The 17,210-nt window shown below is 68.4% G+C and carries 8 protein-coding genes and 1 pseudogene; 6 read left to right on the forward strand and 3 right to left on the reverse strand.

Going from position 1 to position 17,210, the window contains the following annotated elements:
- Positions 1–12 precede the first annotated feature (12 nt).
- The 4 genes and pseudogenes from BM394_RS02620 to BM394_RS23625 form a co-directional block, all read left to right on the forward strand.
- Positions 13–4,701: a type I polyketide synthase gene (locus BM394_RS02620; RefSeq protein WP_092973305.1), complete on the forward strand. Its 4,689-nt coding sequence runs from the start codon at positions 13–15 to the stop codon at positions 4,699–4,701.
- Positions 4,694–7,957 carry a polyketide synthase dehydratase domain-containing protein gene (locus tag BM394_RS02625; RefSeq protein WP_092973307.1) on the forward strand — a complete coding sequence of 1,088 codons (3,264 nt, stop codon included), beginning with the start codon at positions 4,694–4,696 and terminating at the stop codon, positions 7,955–7,957. Before BM394_RS02620 ends, BM394_RS02625 begins: the two co-directional genes overlap by 8 nt.
- The gene (locus BM394_RS02630; protein WP_092973309.1) at positions 7,954–8,958 is read left to right on the forward strand and encodes an SDR family oxidoreductase; all 1,005 of its coding nucleotides are present in this window, start codon (positions 7,954–7,956) and stop codon (positions 8,956–8,958) included. The genes BM394_RS02625 and BM394_RS02630 overlap by 4 nt, the downstream gene beginning before the upstream one ends.
- A gap of 212 nt (positions 8,959–9,170) precedes the next feature.
- Positions 9,171–9,424, forward strand: a pseudogene (locus BM394_RS23625) (site-specific integrase); the annotation flags it as partial.
- A gap of 45 nt (positions 9,425–9,469) precedes the next feature.
- Here the strand turns inward: BM394_RS23625 and BM394_RS02635 are convergent.
- A complete protein-coding gene (locus tag BM394_RS02635; protein ID WP_217643301.1) occupies positions 9,470–10,693 on the reverse strand; it encodes an MFS transporter in 1,224 nt (407 codons plus the stop codon).
- Positions 10,694–10,894: 201 nt separating this feature from the next.
- Between BM394_RS02635 and BM394_RS02640 the strand changes: the two genes are divergently transcribed.
- Positions 10,895–11,287, forward strand: a complete 393-nt coding sequence (locus BM394_RS02640; protein WP_217643302.1) for a winged helix-turn-helix transcriptional regulator — start codon at positions 10,895–10,897, stop codon at positions 11,285–11,287.
- Between the two features lie 562 nt (positions 11,288–11,849).
- Here BM394_RS02640 and BM394_RS02645 read toward each other — a convergent pair.
- Both BM394_RS02645 and BM394_RS02650 read right to left on the reverse strand, forming a co-directional pair.
- The gene (locus BM394_RS02645; protein ID WP_217643303.1) at positions 11,850–12,344 is read right to left on the reverse strand and encodes a flavin reductase family protein; all 495 of its coding nucleotides are present in this window, start codon (positions 12,342–12,344) and stop codon (positions 11,850–11,852) included.
- A gap of 228 nt (positions 12,345–12,572) precedes the next feature.
- Complete coding sequence (locus tag BM394_RS02650; protein ID WP_092973315.1) at positions 12,573–15,470, reverse strand: AfsR/SARP family transcriptional regulator; 2,898 nt, start codon at positions 15,468–15,470, stop codon at positions 12,573–12,575.
- A 94-nt stretch (positions 15,471–15,564) separates the two neighbouring features.
- On the opposite strand from BM394_RS02650, the gene BM394_RS02655 reads away from it, so the two are divergent.
- A complete protein-coding gene (locus BM394_RS02655; protein ID WP_092973317.1) occupies positions 15,565–17,118 on the forward strand; it encodes an MFS transporter in 1,554 nt (517 codons plus the stop codon).
- The last annotated feature ends 92 nt before the right edge of the window (positions 17,119–17,210 follow it).

Raw genomic sequence — 17,210 nt, forward strand, 5'->3', positions numbered from 1 at the left:
GGCAGAACGAACATGGACCACCGGATCGCGATCGTCGGCGTCAGCGCGATCATGCCGGGCGCGCCGGACGTGGACGCCTTCTGGCGCAACGTCGTCGAAGGACGCGACCTCATGACCGACGTGCCAGCCGACCGCTGGCTGATCGAGGACTTCTACGACCCCGACCCGGACGCGCAGGACAAGACCTACGCCCACCGCGGGGCCTTCCTGCCCGAGGTCGAGTTCGACCCGATGGCCCTGGGGGTGCCGCCCCGCAACCTGCCCGCCACCGACACCGCCCAACTGCTGGCCCTGGTCGCCGCGGAACGCCTGCTGACCGGGCTCTCCGACGCCGGGCTCGGCCGGATCGACGGCGAACGGGTCAGCGTGTTCCTCGGCTGCGCCTCCCTGCAGCTGCTCGGCGAGATGGCGATGCGGTCCGGACGCCCGCAGTGGCGCCGGACACTGCTGGACAGCGGACTGTCCGAAGCGGACGCCGACGCCGTCTGCGACCGGATCCTCGAGTACTCGCCACCATGGCAGGAAGCGACGTTCCCCGGCATGCTGAGCAACGTGGTCGCCGGGCGGATCGCGAACCGCTTCGACCTGCACGGCACCAACTTCACCGTCGACTCCGCCTGCGCGAGCTCGCTGGCCGCCCTGTCGGTCTCGGTCGACGACCTGCTGCTCGGCCGCTCCGACATGGTGATCACCGGCGGGGTCGACACGCTCAACGACGCGATGACCTTCCAGTGCTTCAGCAAGACCCCGGCCCTGTCGCCCACCGGCGACTGCCGCCCGTTCGACGAGCACGCGGACGGCACCATGCTGGGCGAGGGCCTCGGTCTGTTCGCCCTGAAACGACTCGCCGACGCCGAACGCGACGGCGACCGGGTGCACGCCGTCATCCGCGGCATCGGCTCCTCCTCGGACGGCAGCGGCACCTCGGTGTACGCACCGCTGGACACCGGGCAGGCGCGGGCGCTGCGCCGGGCGTACGAGACCGCCGGCTACGGACCGGACACGGTCGGTCTGGTCGAGGCGCACGGCACCGGCACCGCCCCCGGCGACGCCACCGAAACAGCCGCCCTGCACTCGGTGTTCGAGGCGAGCGGGCGGGCGGACCGTCAGTGGTGCGCGCTCGGGTCCGTCAAATCCCAGATCGGACACACCAAGGCCGCCGCCGGCGCCGCGGGCCTGCTCAAGGTCGCCCTGGCGCTGCGGCACAAGGTGCTACCGCCGACGATCAAGGTCGACCGTCCGAACCCCGCGCTGAACCTGGAGAACAGCCCTCTCTACCTCAACACGCGGGCACGGCCGTGGATCAACACGACCGAGCACCCCAGGCGGGCCTCGGTCTCCAGCTTCGGCTTCGGCGGCTCGAACTTCCACGTCACGCTGGAGGAGTACACCGACGAAACGGCGGGAGCCCGCCCAGCGGTGCGCTGCGAAGCACGGCCGGGAGAACTGGTGGTGCTGTCCGCCGCGACGCCGCAGGAGCTGTTCTCACTCGACCTGTCGGGAAGCCTCACGGCGGTCGCGCGGCGCTCCCAGAACGCCTTCCAGCACACGCGGGAGCACCGGCTGGCGGTGGTCGCCTCGTCCACGGAGGACCTCGAGCAGAAGCTGGAGCAGGCCCGGGGACTGGTCGGCACGAAGCCGTTCTCGACGCCCTCCGGTCTGCACTACGGTGTCGGGCGCACTCCGGGTCGGATAGCGTTCCTCTTCCCCGGCCAGGGAGCCCAGTACGTCGGCATGGGGGCCGACCTGGCGATGCACTTCCCCCAGGCCCACGCGGTGTGGGACCGGCACGAGATCTCCCCGCTGGTCTTCCCGCCACCGGTGTTCACCGACGCCGAGCGGCAGGCGCAGCAGCACGCGCTCACCGACACCGGCGTCGCGCAACCCGCCATCGCCGCGCACAGCCTCGCGCTGCTGAACGTGCTGGAGACCGCGGGGGTGCGGCCGGACTGCGTGGCCGGGCACAGCTTCGGCGAGCTGGTGGGGCTGCACGCGGCACGCGCGTTCGACGAGGACACGTTGATGCGGCTCGCCGCCCGGCGGGGCGAGCTGATGCGGGAGGGCTCCGGCGTCATGATCGCCCTGGACGCGGGCGTGGACGAGGTGACCAACCTCCTCGAACAGCAGAACCTCGAGCAAGCCTGGATCGCCAACCACAACGGCCCGCGCCAGGTCGTGGTGGCCGCGACCGCCGAGGCGGGCGCGCTGGTGCGCAAGCACGCCACCGCGGCCGGAATGACCGCACGGACGCTCGACACCTCGGCTGCCTTCCACAGCCCCCTCGTCGCCCCCGCGACCGAACCGCTGCGGGACTTCCTGTCCGCGGAGACGGTGCGCGCACCGCTGCTGAACGTGTACGGCAACGCCGCGGCAGCCGTGCACCCGGTGCGGCCGACCGAGATCCGGCAGGCGATCGCCGACCACGTCGCCTCACCGGTCCGGTTCGCGGACATGGTGCACGCGATGCACGCCGACGGGGTGCGCATCTTCCTGGAAGTGGGCCCGGGAGGCGCGTTGACCAGCCTGGTCAAGGAGAACCTCTCCGACGGCCACGCGATCGCCCTGGACCGCGCGAGCTCCAACGGGGTGACCGGGCTGCTCGACGCGCTCGGACAGCTCACCGCGCTCGGCGTCCCGCTCGACTTCGCCGGGCTGTGGCACGGCCCGGAGGAGCCCGAGCCCGCACGACCGGCGATGCCCATCATGATCAACGGAGGCAATCACGGCGGGTCCTACCCGCCGACCCCGGAATCCGCTCCGACCACACCGGCCCCTGCGCTGTCCGGGACCGGATCCGGCAGCCAGGACGAAGAGACGCTGCGCGCGGTCGCCGAAGCCCAGCAGGAGGTCGCCCGCGCCCACGCGGCGTACCTGAGCATGGCCGAGAAGTCGATCGACGCGCTCACCTCGCTGGACCCGGCCTCGGGCCACGGCCTCGGACAGCCCTCCGCTCCCTCGCCGACCTTCCGGACCACCACCCCACCACCCGCACCGGCCGAGCCACCCGCGTCCCCCGGACCCCCTGCGACCTCCGAACCGCCCGCCGCCTCCGTCGCCCCGGTGACCGCCACGGCCCCGGAACCCGTGCCGTCACGCGGCATCGAGGAACTGGAACCCCAGGTGCTGGCCGCCGTGGCCGAGAAGACCGGCTACCCGGTGGAGATCCTGGAACCGCACATGGAGCTGGAGGCCGACCTCGGCCTGGACTCGATCACCCGCGCCCAGGTTCTCTCGGCCCTGCGCCCGATGTTCCCGCAGCTGGAGGGAATGGAGCGGGAACGGCTCACCCCGCTGTTGACGCTGCGCACCCTCGGCGAGATCGCCGACCGCTTACGCGAGCTGCTGAACACACCCGCCCAACCCGGCACCACCGCCCCAGACCGTACGATTTACCGGCACGTGCCGACGCTGCGGCGCGCACCCGCACCGGGCAGCGCCATGCAAGGGCTCGGAACCGTCCTGCTCACCGACGACGGAACCGGAGTCGCCGAGGAGACCGCACGACTGCTCACCGAGCGCGGCGTCCACGCGCGGGTCGGCACCGCGGCCGACATCACCACACTGGAGGCCGACGGCCTGGTATTGCTCGGCGGACTGGCCGAGACCGCGTCCGCGGACGAGGCCCTGGCCATCCAACGGGACGCCTTCCGAGCCGCACAGGCGATCGCGCCCCGGCTGCGCGCCGTGGGCGGTGTATTCGTCACCGTGCAGGACACCGGAGGCGGATTCGGTCACCGCGACGCGCAACGGCCCTGGATCGGCGGTCTGGCCGCACTCGCCCGCACCGTCCGCTGGGAATGGCCGCTCGCCGCGGTCAAGGCCATCGACTGCCAGCGTGCGAACCGCTCGGCGACCGAGACCGCCATCGCCCTCGTCGACGAACTGCTCACCGGAGGCCCGGACCTCGACGTCGCGCTCGCCGTGGACGGCACCCGGTGGACGCTCGACACCACCGAGGCCCCGGAACCGGCCGCGGCCGGTGACTGGGCCGGTGGCTGGGAAGCCGACCCGGTGATCGTCGTGTCCGGCGGGACCGGGGCCGTCACGGCGGCGGCCCTGCGAGAGCTCGGATCCCGGCACCGCGCACGCTTCGTCCTGCTCGGCCGCGGCTCCGACCGCGAGGTGGACGGGCTGGACCAGGCCCGCTACATGCGCGTCGACGTCCGGGACGGAAACGCCGTACGGACGGCGCTCGCCGACGTCCGGCAGCAGTGGGGACCGATCACCGGCATCGTCCACGCGGCCGGGGTGCTGAACGACCAGCGGGTGGAGGACAAGACCGCGGGCCAGTTCGAGGCCGTGTTCAGCACCAAGGTCGACGGGCTGCGAGCACTGCTGGACGCCACCCGCGAGGACCCGCTGCGACTGCTGTGCGTGTTCTCCTCGGTCGTCGCCGGGACCGGCAACGCCGGGCAGTGCGACTACGCGATGGCCAACGAAACCCTCAACCACGTGCTCGCCACCGAACAGAACGCTCGGCCGGACGCGGTGGTTCGCTCGCTGCTGTGGGGACCGTGGGAAGGCGGCATGGTCACCCCCGAACTGGCCGAGGTGTTCCGCCTCGGCGGCGTCGATCTGATCCCCCTGCGAGACGGAGCGCGCGTCTTCGCCCGGGAACTGAGCGCCCCTGCCGACGACCCGCGCGTGCTGCTCACCGCCGGCCGCGCGCTGACGCGACTCGGGGAGGTCACCAATGGATGACCAGGACTTCGAGGTCATGCCCCGCCCTCCGCTGTCCCACCAGCCGACACCGGCCCCGAGGAGCGCCGCGGCGCTGATCTCCGAACAGTTGCGGCAGGCCACCGAGCTCCACGAGCGCTTCCTGGCCACGCAGGCGAGCTTTCACCCGCCCACCACCGGAACGGCAACCGGAACGGCCGTCGAGCCCGCCACCGAACCGGCCCGCACGGCCCGGGCCACCGTCGAGCTCGACGGCTGGTACCTCGACCGGGCCGGCCGCATGACGGCCGGAGCCGTACTGGACGAACTGCTGGCGCTGTGGCCACAGCGCGACGGCGCGCTCGACGGCGAACTCACCTTCCACCACGCCCTGCCCACACCGGGCGGTCAGCTGCTCAGCTCGCTGACCGTCACCGAAGCGGCGCTGCGGGGCGAGGTCGACGGCCACCTGTCGTTGCACGGCATCCTCTGGGACGGCTTGGACGTGCCCCTGCCGACGGAGCACCCCGGTGCCGCGTTCGACACCGACGCGGTCACGGCGTTCGCCGAGGGCCGCCCGGCCGACTGCTTCACCGGCCCCGAGTGGGAGCTCACGCGCGCCCACGTCCGAAGCCCCGGAATCGGCTCACGACGCACCCTCCTGCTGCGCGAGGTCACCGCGTTCGATCCCGACCGCGGGCTCACCGCGACCGGCCGCACCCCGCCGACCACGTGGCACTCGCCCGCCGCGCTGCTCGAAGGCGGCCTCCAAGCGATGGCGTTCCACCTCGTCGCGACCGGGAGCACGATCCACCGCGACGGCTGGCGCTTCGAACCACTGCCGGAGGCGTCCACCCGCCTGCGGGTCCTGCTCAACGCTCCGAGCGGAACACCCCGGTACCACCTCACCCTGCGCTCGCTCACCGGCACGACCGCGCACGCGGACGTGGTCGTCACTATCGACGAGCAGGTGGTGCTGTGCGCCGAAGGGCTCGCCGTTCACCTCGTCGCCGACACCCCCCTGCCGCACTGGAAGCTTCTAGGCCCACCCGCGGTCCAGCGCACCGGCGATCCGGTCCCGCTCAGCGCACTGGCAGGCCTGCGCGGCCACGAGGATCCGGCCGCAGCGAGCACGGACCGAATCCGCTACGACCACGCCACGATGCTCACCGCCGCCTGGGGGCCGCGCGCCGAGATCCTCCCCGACGCCAGCGACGACGCGTTACGGCTGCCCGGACCGCCGTACCTGTTCCTCACCCGGGTCACCGAGCTGTCCGTCACCCACGGAGACTTCCGCCCCGGCAGCAGCCTGGTCGCCGAGTACGACGTGCCCCGGCACGTGTGGTTCCGCGAGCAGAGCGGGACGGTGCCGGTCGCCGTGCTGATGGAGATCGCGCTACAGCCCTGCGGCCTCCTGACCGCCCTGATGAACGGCGGCACGGCCGACGAGCAGCTGCGGATCCGCAACCTCGACGGTCGACTCTCGACGGTCCGCGAGGTGCCCCCCGACGTCGGCTCGTTGCGCACCACGGTCGAGCTCACCGACATCGAGCACTGGGACGGCACGACGATCGAAACGTTCCGGGTCCACTGCGAAGCCGACGGCGTCACCGCCCTGGAGGGCACCACGGTCTTCGCCCTGACCTCGGCGGAGCAGTTGACGGCCCAGACCGGTCTGCCGGTGACCGACCACGACCGCTCCCGCCTCACCCAGCCCTGCGAACACCCCGTTGTCGACCTGCGATCCCGCCCCGCCCGCTTCTTCGGGCACTCCGCCCGTCTGCCCGGTCAGATGCTGCTGATGCTCGACCGGCTCACCGGCTACTGGCCCAACGGCGGCCCGGCCGGACTCGGACGGCTACGCGCCGAGTGCGACGTGCGGGCCGAGGCCTGGTACTTCAAAGCGCACTTCTTCAACGACCCGGTCCAACCCGGTTCCCTCGGTGTCGAGGCGATGTGCCAGCTCCTGTCCTGCTACCTGATCCAGCGTGGCGTCGACGACGGCTTCCGCCTCGAGCCCGTCGTGCCCGACTCGTGGAAGTACCGCGGCCAGGTCCTGCCCTCCGACGCGCTCGTCACCGTCGAACTGGACGTGCTGGACGTCGAACTGAGCCCCGACGGCGGGCACGCGGAGGCCGAGGCCTGGCTGTGGGTGGACGGTCGCAAGATCTACCACGTGCCCCGCCTGCGGGTACGCGTGGTGCCCGGCGCACCGGACTCGCCCTCCACGGTCGACACCGTACTCGACCCCAGGGCGGACACGTGGCTGGCGGACCACTGCCCCACCTGGACGGTCCCCGCCGTGCCGCTGATGTCGACCGCCGAGCTCCTCGCCCGGTCCGCCGGGGACCACGCCGGACGCCCGGTGCGGGTGCTGCGCGACCTGAGCATGCAGCGCTGGCTGCCCGTCGCCGACCCGGTCCGGCTTCGTGCCACCTGCACCGACGAGCAGACGCGGCTCGCGGTGTGGCACGAGGCCGGCTCACTCTCCAGATTCGTCCCGGTGGCCACCGCGACGATCGACTTCGAACCCCCACCCCGGCCGGCTCGCTTCACCCCGCTGAAGGACCTCGCGGACGCGCCGGACCCGTACGAGAACGCGAACCTCTTCCACGGACCGAGCTTCCAGTACCTGACGAGGCTGCGGATGGGCTCCACCGGCGCCAGCGGCGTCCTCGACGCCGAACGCGGGTCGGTACCCCGCGGCGCGATGCACCAAGGGTTGCTGGACGCAGCGCTGCACACCATCCCGCACGACGCGCTGCACCGGTGGGACCCGGCGATCGGCTCCGACCGACTGGCGTTCCCGCACCGGCTCAGCCACCTCACCGTGTACGAGCCCCTGCCCGACCACGGCGAGATCGAGGTCGAGGCCCGTTTCGCCGGCACGCTGCCGGACGACCTCGTCGCGATCGACATCCAGATGTGCCGCGGGGAGCACGTGCTGGTCGCCTTCCGGACCGTGGTCATGCACATCCCGATCGGAGCCCTGACCGCGGTTTCCGGCCCGGAACGACGCGCCTACCTGCGCGACGCCACGCCCAACTCCCGCCTCCTGCTGACCGGCTCGGACGGAGTGCTGCGCAGGCGCGACGTGGAGCGGGCCGACACGGTGCCGGGCACCGTCAACGCCGTCTACGGCCTGCCCGCGGACACCCGCGCCGCGGAGTGGCTGCCCCACATCGCCGTCAAGGACCACGTCGCCCGAAACGCCGGCGTCCACCCGAGCACGGTCGAGGTGACCACCCTCGACGACGTCAGCTGGGACGAGGACTCCGCCACCGTGAGGACCCCATGATTCTGATCACCGGAGCCTCCGGGGCCGTCGGCTCCGCCCTGCTGCGCGAGCTGGACGACACCGAGGAGGTCATCGCGCTCACCCACCACAAACCGGTCGATACCACGTCCGTGCGCGGCGACGCGACCCGTCCCTGGCTCGGCCTCCACCCGGCCGAGTACCGCGAGCTCGCGGCCAAGGTCGACGTGGTCGTGCACTGCGCGGCGGCCGTGAACTTCTCGGCCTCGCACGAGCACCTGCACCGGGTCAACGTCGTCGGCACCGGCCACGTCCTGCGGTTCGTCGCGGACGCGGGCGCCCGCCTCGTGCACGGCTCCACGGCGTTCGTCGCCCGCGCGGGCGACGGCACTCCCTTCGACGCGTACGCCGCCACCAAGGCCACGGGCGAGACCCTGGTCCGCGAATCCGGCCTGCCCGCCTGCATCGCCCGCATCTCCACCGTGATCGGCGACGTCCCGCGGCTCCAGGCGTTCCACTACCTGCTCGGCTTCGCGCTGTCCGGCCAGCTCCCCTTCCTGCCCTGCACGCCCGGCACCCGCGTCGACCTCGTTCCCCGGGACGCCGTCGCCGCCGCACTGGCCGCCCTCGCCCACGACCACGACGCGCGCGGTGACCACTGGCTCACCGCCGGCCCGGCCGCCCTTCCGATGGAACGCGTCATCGAGATCGCCATCGACGCCGCTGCCGCCCGCGCCCAGGACGACGAAGAACTGCGCGACATCGACCAGACGATCTTCCACACCCGGCTGATCGACCCCGCGGTGGCCTCCACGGTGCTCACCGCCGTCCTCTCCCGCTCCTCCAGCTCCGCGGCGCCCAGCGTCATCGAGCGTGCCGCCAACCTCATGGCCGCCTACGACAACGCCGAGCCGTTCCCCACCTCCCTGGGCCGGATTCCCTCCGGCCCACCCGCTCCCACCGTCGAATCGAGTGAAACAGCCCTGCGCCACCTGACCGACTACCTCACCGGACTGCCCCGGCAGACCTGGGAACTGTCCTAGACGGACGTTATGCCGCAGACACGTCGGGAAGTCGCCACTTTCGTTCGAAGGCCACCGCGCGGGCGCTGCGAACGAATTCCACGCGGCCCGAGAACGGAAGTGCCCCCATTACCTTCTGGGTGGTCCCGCGATGGAGTTCCCGGCTTGTGAGTCCGGCCGGACTTATCCCCTTGTCATGCATGATCCGGGGGTGTCACCGGGTTCACTAGTGCCGGTTGTGCTGGAACCAGGCCCGTGTCCTGCTCGACGGTCACGTCGCGCTATGCGGTCCTGGTACCGGTTGGAACCCTGCACGAATTTCGCCACTCCGCACTGCCCCGACTCGGTGAGCAGGGCGCTAGCCTGTGGTTGCTGATAGCAGAAATCCCGGCACGAGAAGCCGGAGAACGTCCGCCGCTACTTCAAGCCCTCCGAACGGGCGTTTGTCGAAGTCACCAGCTTGCTGGCACCCGATAACCGCCAGCGCCGAAGCTACGGCGACGAGTACATCAACGTATGGCTCACTCTTCGATCACTGCTTACCTTCGGCCGACGCCGACACGGGGGCACGCTCGACACCGGGGTGCGTTGAATGGTCGGGCACGACTCGGTCGATGAGCCAGATCGCCAGCGCGGCACCGGCGAAGCAGGCACCGGCAACCGAAGCAGCCGTCCACCCCATGCTGTCGTAGAGACTCGACGCTGTGACGGCACCCAGGGCTGATCCCAGGGAGTAGCAGATCATGTAGGCGCCGATGATCCTGCTGCTCGAGTCCGGATCCCGGGCGACGATGAGGTTCTGGTTGGTGACGTGCACGGCTTGGACGGCGAAGTCGAGCAGCACCGCGCCCAGAACCACGAGCCACAACGACCATCCGGCCTGTCCGATGAACCACCACGAAGCGATCAGCACGATCAACGACACCACTGTGACCACACCTGAATACCCGCGATCGGCCCAACGACCGGCCCGTGCCGCACCGAGAGTCCCGGCCAGCCCGGCGAACCCGAACAGACCGATCTGAGCCGGGGAAAGGTGCCAGGGCGCGTTGCTCAGCGGCAAGGCCAGTCCGCTCCAGAGCACACCGAAGGAGGCGAACAGGAAGAACGTGATGAGCGAGCGAGTCCGGAACACCCGGTCGGTGGCTCCGAGAACGAGGATCGAGGCGACCGCGGCCCCGTACGAGCGCGGTGCCCGGCCTGGTTGATCATCGGGCAGAGCCGTCCAGATCAGGACGGCCATGATCACGGCCATGACGGCCGCGGCCGCGTAGACGGCGCGCCAACCGGCAACGTCGGCGATGAAACCGGCGACGGTGCGGGCCAGGATGATCCCGACCACCACTCCGGAGGTAACGATCCCGATGTTGCGGCCGCGGTGTTCGGGAGGGGACTTCGCCGCGGTGTAGGCGACCGCGGTTTGAACGACCACGGCGAAGAGACCGGCGATCGCCACTCCGACGTAGAGAACCGCGGCAGTCGTCGAGAGCGCCGCCACCGTGGCGCCCACCGCGATCAGCAGCAGATGCGCCGGAATGAGCATCCGGCGGTTCAGCCAGTCCCCCAGCGGGACGAGCGCGGCGAGGCCGACCAGGTAACCGGCCTGTCCGAGGGCCACTACCCAGCCCACCTGTCCGGTCGAGATCGACAGATCGGAACCCATGCGTTCGAGCAGGGGCTGGGCGTAGTAGACGTTCGCCACCGACACCCCGCACAACACGGCCAGCAACAGCAGGCGTGCCCGAGTAAGGAGCACGGCGGGCGCGGTAGACGCCGAGGACGGCACCCTCACTCCAATCGGTAGTAGTATGAAACCAATCGGAATGTAGCCGTAAAGGTAGCAATATGCAACCGATCTGTTTGGGGGTCTGCCGTGACCACACCACCCACCGGGTCAGGACACCCAGCCGCGCCCTCCGACGGGTGGTCCGACCCTCCCTGCGCTCTCGCGCGCGCCGTGGACCTCGTCGGGGACAGGTGGAGCCTGCTGATCCTCCGCGACGCCTTCGACGGGACCCGGGCGTTCACCGATTTCCAGCGCAACCTCGGTGTCGCCAAGAACATCCTGAGCGACCGGCTCCGCCGGCTCGTCGCCCACGGCGTCCTCGACCGACAGACCGCCGCGTCGGGCAAGCGGCAGGAATACGTCCTCACCAACTCCGGTGAACAACTGTTCACCGCCATGGTGGCCCTACGGCAATGGGGCGAGTCACACGCTTTCGACACCGGCGAGCCCCACTCGGTACTGGTCGACGACGACACCGGCACACCGGTACCGACACTGCACCTACAACGCCCGGACGGCACCACCCTCACCGCCGGGAACACCCACGTCCAAAAGCTCAGCTGACGACCGGATCTCCCACCGCAGGAGCGTTCAGGGGCACCGACGATGCCAACACCAAGCCGAGCACTGCCACTACCGACAACGCGGCCGTCCTCTATAGATGCCGTTGCAGTATTAAACCACCACGACGATCAGAGGCTCCCAGGAAGTCCCCCGACACATCTCGCCACCTCAGCCGAGGACAGGACAGCTGACTGATTGTTTCTTACGCATCCGGCACGACCCCGAGCTACTGATGACCAACTTCCTGTCTCACGTCGGGCTTGATCATACACAACCATCAACACGACAAGAAAATATAATTTAGTAAAATTTTACTAGCGCCCTGACAACTATTGGTTATGAATTTTAACACGATCGGTTTTACTCCGAACGAGTGCTTCCCCCGGTCCACACTACCGCTCCCATAGAGATGGACCATTTTGAAAAACACCACATTCAATCGGTTGAGCACTGAACGACTTGGGGTTCGCGAGAATTGTCACCGAGTTATTGGCAGTACCAGCTTTTGAAAAGCCACCATAATATGAAATTAACAAAAACCACAACCCCCCAAAAACAACATTCATTGGTCGACAGCGAACGCAGCGATGAGGTCATCGATGGCGGGCTGACTGATGTCGAGTTCGGGATGGGCGCCGAACCTGCGGTTGCCATAAACGAGTGAGGCTGCCCCGGTACTCGCGGCGTGGGTCACCCGTCCCAGCAACAGGAGGTGATCTCCGCCGGAAACGACATCGTGGAGCTCGCACACGACCCAGCTCACCGCGCACGTCAGTTGCGGTACACAGTGGTCTGTCCGCCACTCCATGTCACAGAACTTGTCCGTTTGTGATGCCGCGAAAGTCAGCGCGATGTCCTCGTTTCCGGCACCGAGAACGTTGACGCCGAACCGATGTGTCCGCAGAATTCGGCCCAGTAGCGTCGATCGACGATCCAGCGCGATGCTGACCAACGGCGGACGCAGCGAAAGCGACGCGAACGAGCTGACGGTCGCACCATGCGGTGTGCCGTCGACCATCGCCGTCACGACCGTGCCGGGAGCGCAGACACTTGCCATCAGGTCACGAAATGCTCGTTCGGAGACCATTTTCCCCGCTATCCAGTGCCGTCATGAAAAGTGGGGAATCCATCCGAAAAAACAATTTCCCGATACGGAAAGCAGACTCCCACTCATCGTCGGATCAACTTCGGTGTGACCGTAGCGCGCAGGACGAAGGGGAACCAGGGGATCGGTGCAGGACTACTTGAACACGGCGTCGGGCCTACCCAGAAACGTAGTGATGTTTCAGGAGACGAACTCCGTTTCGGTGAATTCGTGCGCGGGGGCGGGCCCACCGCGCTGTGCGTTGATCAGGTCGAGTTCGGCAAGCGCTTCGGTGATTCCGGCGGTGTAGGACAGCTGGTGACTGCGGGCGAGAGCCTGCCGCAGGTGGGACGCCGCTGAGTCCGGATCGTCATCGTGTCGCGCGATTCGCGCTAGTTCGGTCTTGGCGTGAATCTCTCCGCGGTGGTAGGAGCGCTCGGCGGAGAGATGCAGTGCACGTTCGTGGAATTGCTTGGCTTGGGCGGCATCGCCTTCGGCGAAAGTGGTTCGGCCCAGCCAGGACAGGGTTTCTACCACTTCTGTCCACAGTGATAGCTCTTCGGCGGTCCGCAGCGCTTCGCGGTGCATCCGGGTCGCTCGCACGCGGTCGCCGTCCAGTTCGGCCAAAAGGGCGAGCGAACGGGACGCTCGTAGCTGTCCCCAGCGATCGCCGATCTCGTGCAGCGCGGCTGCGCCCCATTCTGCGTTTGTTCTGGTTGGCGTCACACCGTCTTCGGCTGCGCGGTAGCTGGAACGCTCGACGAGGGCGAGAGCCTCAGTCCAATGGTCCTGGCACTTCCGGGAGGTGACCAGACTTTCTTCCACCAGCGGTCGTCCCCGGTCAGGGATGCCGTCTGCGAGCAGCGCGGACCCGACGAACCACTGAATCCGGGCTCGCAGAACGGGCTCTTCGATACCCACGTTCGGTACGTCGACAGTACGACCATTCCCGGGTGACGTGCGCACTTCGATCCCTGCCAGCCAGCCCTGCGCGGCTGCGCGCACAGCGGGTGACCCACCGTCAACTCCCAAGACCGACCGCAGGGAACGACGACCTTCGGTGAGGCGTCCGCGCAGGAACCAGTACCATGCCATCGCGTTCACCAGGCGAAGCGCTTCGTCGACGATCTTCTCTCCAAGGGCGGTGTCGAGTGCTCGGCGCAGGTTCACCGTCTCCACGTCAAGGATTTCGAGGTATCGGTGTTGTTCGAGACCGCGAAGATTCCGGTCCGCCTCCTCGGCGAGCTCGACGTAGTAGTGCACGAAGCGACTTCGCACGGTGGCCAGTTCTCCCGCTTCTGCCATGCGTTCGACGCAGTAGGCCGCGACCGACTCCAGCATGCGGAACCGGTTTCCATCCCGGACGACGAGAGAGCGATCCACTAGTCGGGACAACACATCCACAACGCAGTGACGCGGGATGTTCTCGTCGGCACAGATCACTTCGGCGGCTCGTACTGTACACCCGTCGGCATGGACGGATAGCCTGCGAAGCACGGCTTTCTCCGTATCGCTGAGCAGGTCCCAGCTCCAGTCGATCATCGCCCTCAGGGTCTGCTGTCGCGCGGCGCGTCCTCGTCCCGCGCCGGTCTGCAATCTGAATCGGTCGTGCAAACACTCGGCGAGCTCACTGGGGCTCAGTGCCCGGAGTCGAGGAGCGACGAGTTCGAGCGCGAGGGGAATGCCGTCCAAGCGCTGGCAGATCGCCGAAACGGCCTGCACGTTCTCGGCATTGAGGGCGAAACCCGGGACTGCGGCGGTCCCCCGCTCCACGAACAGCGCGACCGCGCTGCACTGAGCCGCCGCCGGAACCCGCGCCGCGGTAGTGTTGTCGGGTAGCGCGAGCGGCGGCACCGGCAGAACCATTTCGCCGGGGAGATCGAGCGGCTCTCGGCTGGTCAGCAGCAGGCGCGCGCCCGGAACGGCAGTCAGTAGTGCTTCGGCCAGCGTCGCGACCGCCTCAAGGATGTGCTCGCAGTTGTCCAGCAACACCAGCATCCGCTTGTCGGCCACCGTGTGGCAGAGCCAACTCAGCAGATCGTGCGAATCCGGTTCCACCGAGGCGGTTTCGCAGAGCCCCAGCGTCACCACGATCCGTTCGGCGATATCGTCCGACGTCGCGTCACAGCTCAGCCCCGCCAACTCCACGAGCCACACCCCTTCCGGGAACTGCTCGGTCAGCCCGTCTCCGGCGGCCACGGCGAGCCGGGTTTTGCCTACCCCGCCGGGGCCCGTCAGGGTCACGAGCCGGGCATCCGGGTCAGCGCACAACGGTTCGTGCACCTGCTGAAGCACCTCGTCCCGACCGATCAGACTGGTCAACGGGGTCGGCAGGTTGGTGCGGCCACGGGGCTGAGGCTCGGGCGCGGCCAATTCCGGTTCCTGACGCAGCATCGCTTCGTGCAGCGCGGTGACCTCCGGCCCCGGGTCCACCCCGAGCTCGTCGGCCAACGTGCGCCGCAGCTCGTGAAAGCTGTTCAGCGCTTCGGTCTGTCGCCCAGCCTGATACAGCGCACGCATCTGCGCCATTCGCAGTCGTTCACGCAACGGATACCGGGCGACCAGCTCGACCAGTTCGGTAGCGAGAGCGGCATGTTCCCCCGTGTTCAGGCGTGCCTCAGCATGGTCCTCGACGGCCACCAGCCACAGGTCTTCCAACCGTGTGATCTCACCGCGAGCAAACGAGAGGTCAGCAACGTCGGCGTAGGGATTTCCCCGCCACAAGCCCAGAGCTTCAGAAAACAACCCAGCCCGGCTACACGGATCTCCGGCAGCGCGCGCCCGCTCGACCAAGTTTTCGAACAGCACCGCGTCAACCACCGCATCATCGAGCCGCAGCCGATAGCCCGCCGGCTCGTACACCACACGGTCGCTGCCCAGCGCCCGTCGAAGCTGCGACACCTTGCTCTGCAACGTGTTGAGCGCTCCTCGCGGTGGACAGTCGCCCCACAGGGCCTCGACGAGTCGGTCGGTCGACACCGGTTCACCCCGATGCACCAGGAGCACGGCGAGCAGGGCACGCACCTTCGCTTCGGGGACTCTGGCTTTCTGCCCCTCGTCGTCCCAGACCACCAACGGGCCGAGCACCCCCAAACGCATACCCGCAGTGTATCGCCAGCGAACCGTCAGTGACTCGTGCGTGGAAAGTCGCAGGCTGGATACGGAGCCGAAAGAAGGAACGGAAACGGAACCCATGCCCACATCAGTCGCACACCGAGCCGGTCCGAAGGAATGGGCCGGTCTGGCGATCCTGGCGCTGCCTACGGTGCTGCTCGGTCTCGACGTCACCGTGCTGTACCTAGCCCTGCCCGCCCTCTCGCTCGATCTGCAACCCAGCAGCACCGAAGCTCTGTGGATCATGGACGCCTACGGGTTCCTCATAGCAGGATTCCTCATCACCATGGGCACCTTGGGCGATCGGATCGGCCGACGGAAGCTGCTCATGATCGGTGCCACGGCATTCGCCCTCTCCTCGGTCGTGGCCGCCTACTCCGTCAGCGCGGAGATGCTCATCGCTGCGCGGGCGGTCCTGGGCATCGCAGGCGCCACCCTGATGCCCTCCACACTGTCACTGATCAGCACCATGTTCACCGACGCCAGTCAACGAGCGTTCGCAATCGGTGTCTGGGCGACCATGTTCGCGTTGGGCATGGCTGCGGGGCCCTTGGTAGGCGGAGTTCTGCTCGCCCACTTCTGGTGGGGCTCGGCCTTCCTGGTCGCCGTCCCGCTGGTAGGCATCCTGCTCGTCGCTGCCCCATTCCTGCTACCCGAGTACCGCGCCCCCAGCAGCGGCCGGTTCGACCTAACCAGCGTGGTGTTATCCCTGGCCGCGATCCTGCCGGCGATCTACGCCGTGAAACACTCGGCCAAGGAAGGTATCGATCTCGTCGCTGCCGCCTCGCTGGTGGCCGGGATCGTGTTCGCGGTGGTGTTCGTTCGGCGGCAGCACAGACTGACTGATCCGCTGTTGGACATGACGTTGTTCCACAGTCGTACGTTCAGCGCCGCGCTGGGCGTATTGCTGGTCGGACTGGTCGGAGTCGGCGGCGCGATGTTCCTGGTCACTCAGTACCTGCAGCTCGTCGAGCGGCTCAACCCGTTCGCCGCTGGGCTGTGGATGGGGCCACCCGCCTTGATGATGTTCGCAGCAGGGCTCATAGCTCCCCTCGTCGCGCGCCGCATCCGTCCGGGAATCATCGTGGCGTTCACCCTGGCGCTGTCCACGGTCGGCTACTTCCTGCTCTTCTTGGCCGGCAGCGCCAACGGCATCGGGCTCGTGGTGACCGGTTTCGGCCTGGTGTATCTGGGACTGGGCACTATCGCGGCCCTGGGCACGGACCTGGTGGTCGGGGCGTCCCCGCCGACCAAGTCCGGTTCCGCCGCCGCGATGTCGGAAACCGTGCAGGAGCTCGGTCTGGCCGTGGGCGTCGCGGTACTGGGCAGCCTCACCACAGTCGTCTACCGCACCCAGATCGACAACCACGTTCCCGCGGACCTCGCGAAAGAGGCCGGCAAGGCCGTCAGTGACAGCATGGCGGGTGCCTCGTCGGTGGCGCACCACTTGCCAAAAACTCTACTGCAGCAGGCCGAGAACGCTTTCACCACGGGCATGAACATCGCTGCTCTGGTCGCAGGAATCGGCATCCTGGTACTGGCGCTGGTCTCGGCCACCGTGCTGCGCCACATCGGAACAATCGGCAGTGACAACTACGAGGAGGACACCAAGGCCGAGCTCGATCGCGAGTGAAGCCCCTGACCAGCTCCTTGGGTTCTAGGGGTCGTCGCAACGCCTTAATCGTCGAGGTGGAGCGACGGACTTCGAGCCCCGCGAGAGTCGGG

The organism is Actinopolyspora lacussalsi subsp. righensis (assembly GCF_900116555.1).
Taxonomy (GTDB): domain Bacteria; phylum Actinomycetota; class Actinomycetes; order Mycobacteriales; family Pseudonocardiaceae; genus Actinopolyspora; species Actinopolyspora lacussalsi.

Excerpts from the sequence above, each read along its gene's own strand:
- BM394_RS02650 (WP_092973315.1), bottom strand. The coding sequence starts at position 15,470 with ATGCGTTTGGGGGTGCTCGGCCCGTTGGTGGTCTGGGACGACGAGGGG.
- BM394_RS02655 (WP_092973317.1), top strand. The coding sequence starts at position 15,565 with ATGCCCACATCAGTCGCACACCGAGCCGGTCCGAAGGAATGGGCCGGT.
- BM394_RS02625 (WP_092973307.1), top strand. The coding sequence starts at position 4,694 with ATGGATGACCAGGACTTCGAGGTCATGCCCCGCCCTCCGCTGTCCCAC.
- BM394_RS02645 (WP_217643303.1), bottom strand. The coding sequence starts at position 12,344 with ATGGCAAGTGTCTGCGCTCCCGGCACGGTCGTGACGGCGATGGTCGAC.
- BM394_RS02630 (WP_092973309.1), top strand. The coding sequence starts at position 7,954 with ATGATTCTGATCACCGGAGCCTCCGGGGCCGTCGGCTCCGCCCTGCTG.
- BM394_RS02620 (WP_092973305.1), top strand. The coding sequence starts at position 13 with ATGGACCACCGGATCGCGATCGTCGGCGTCAGCGCGATCATGCCGGGC.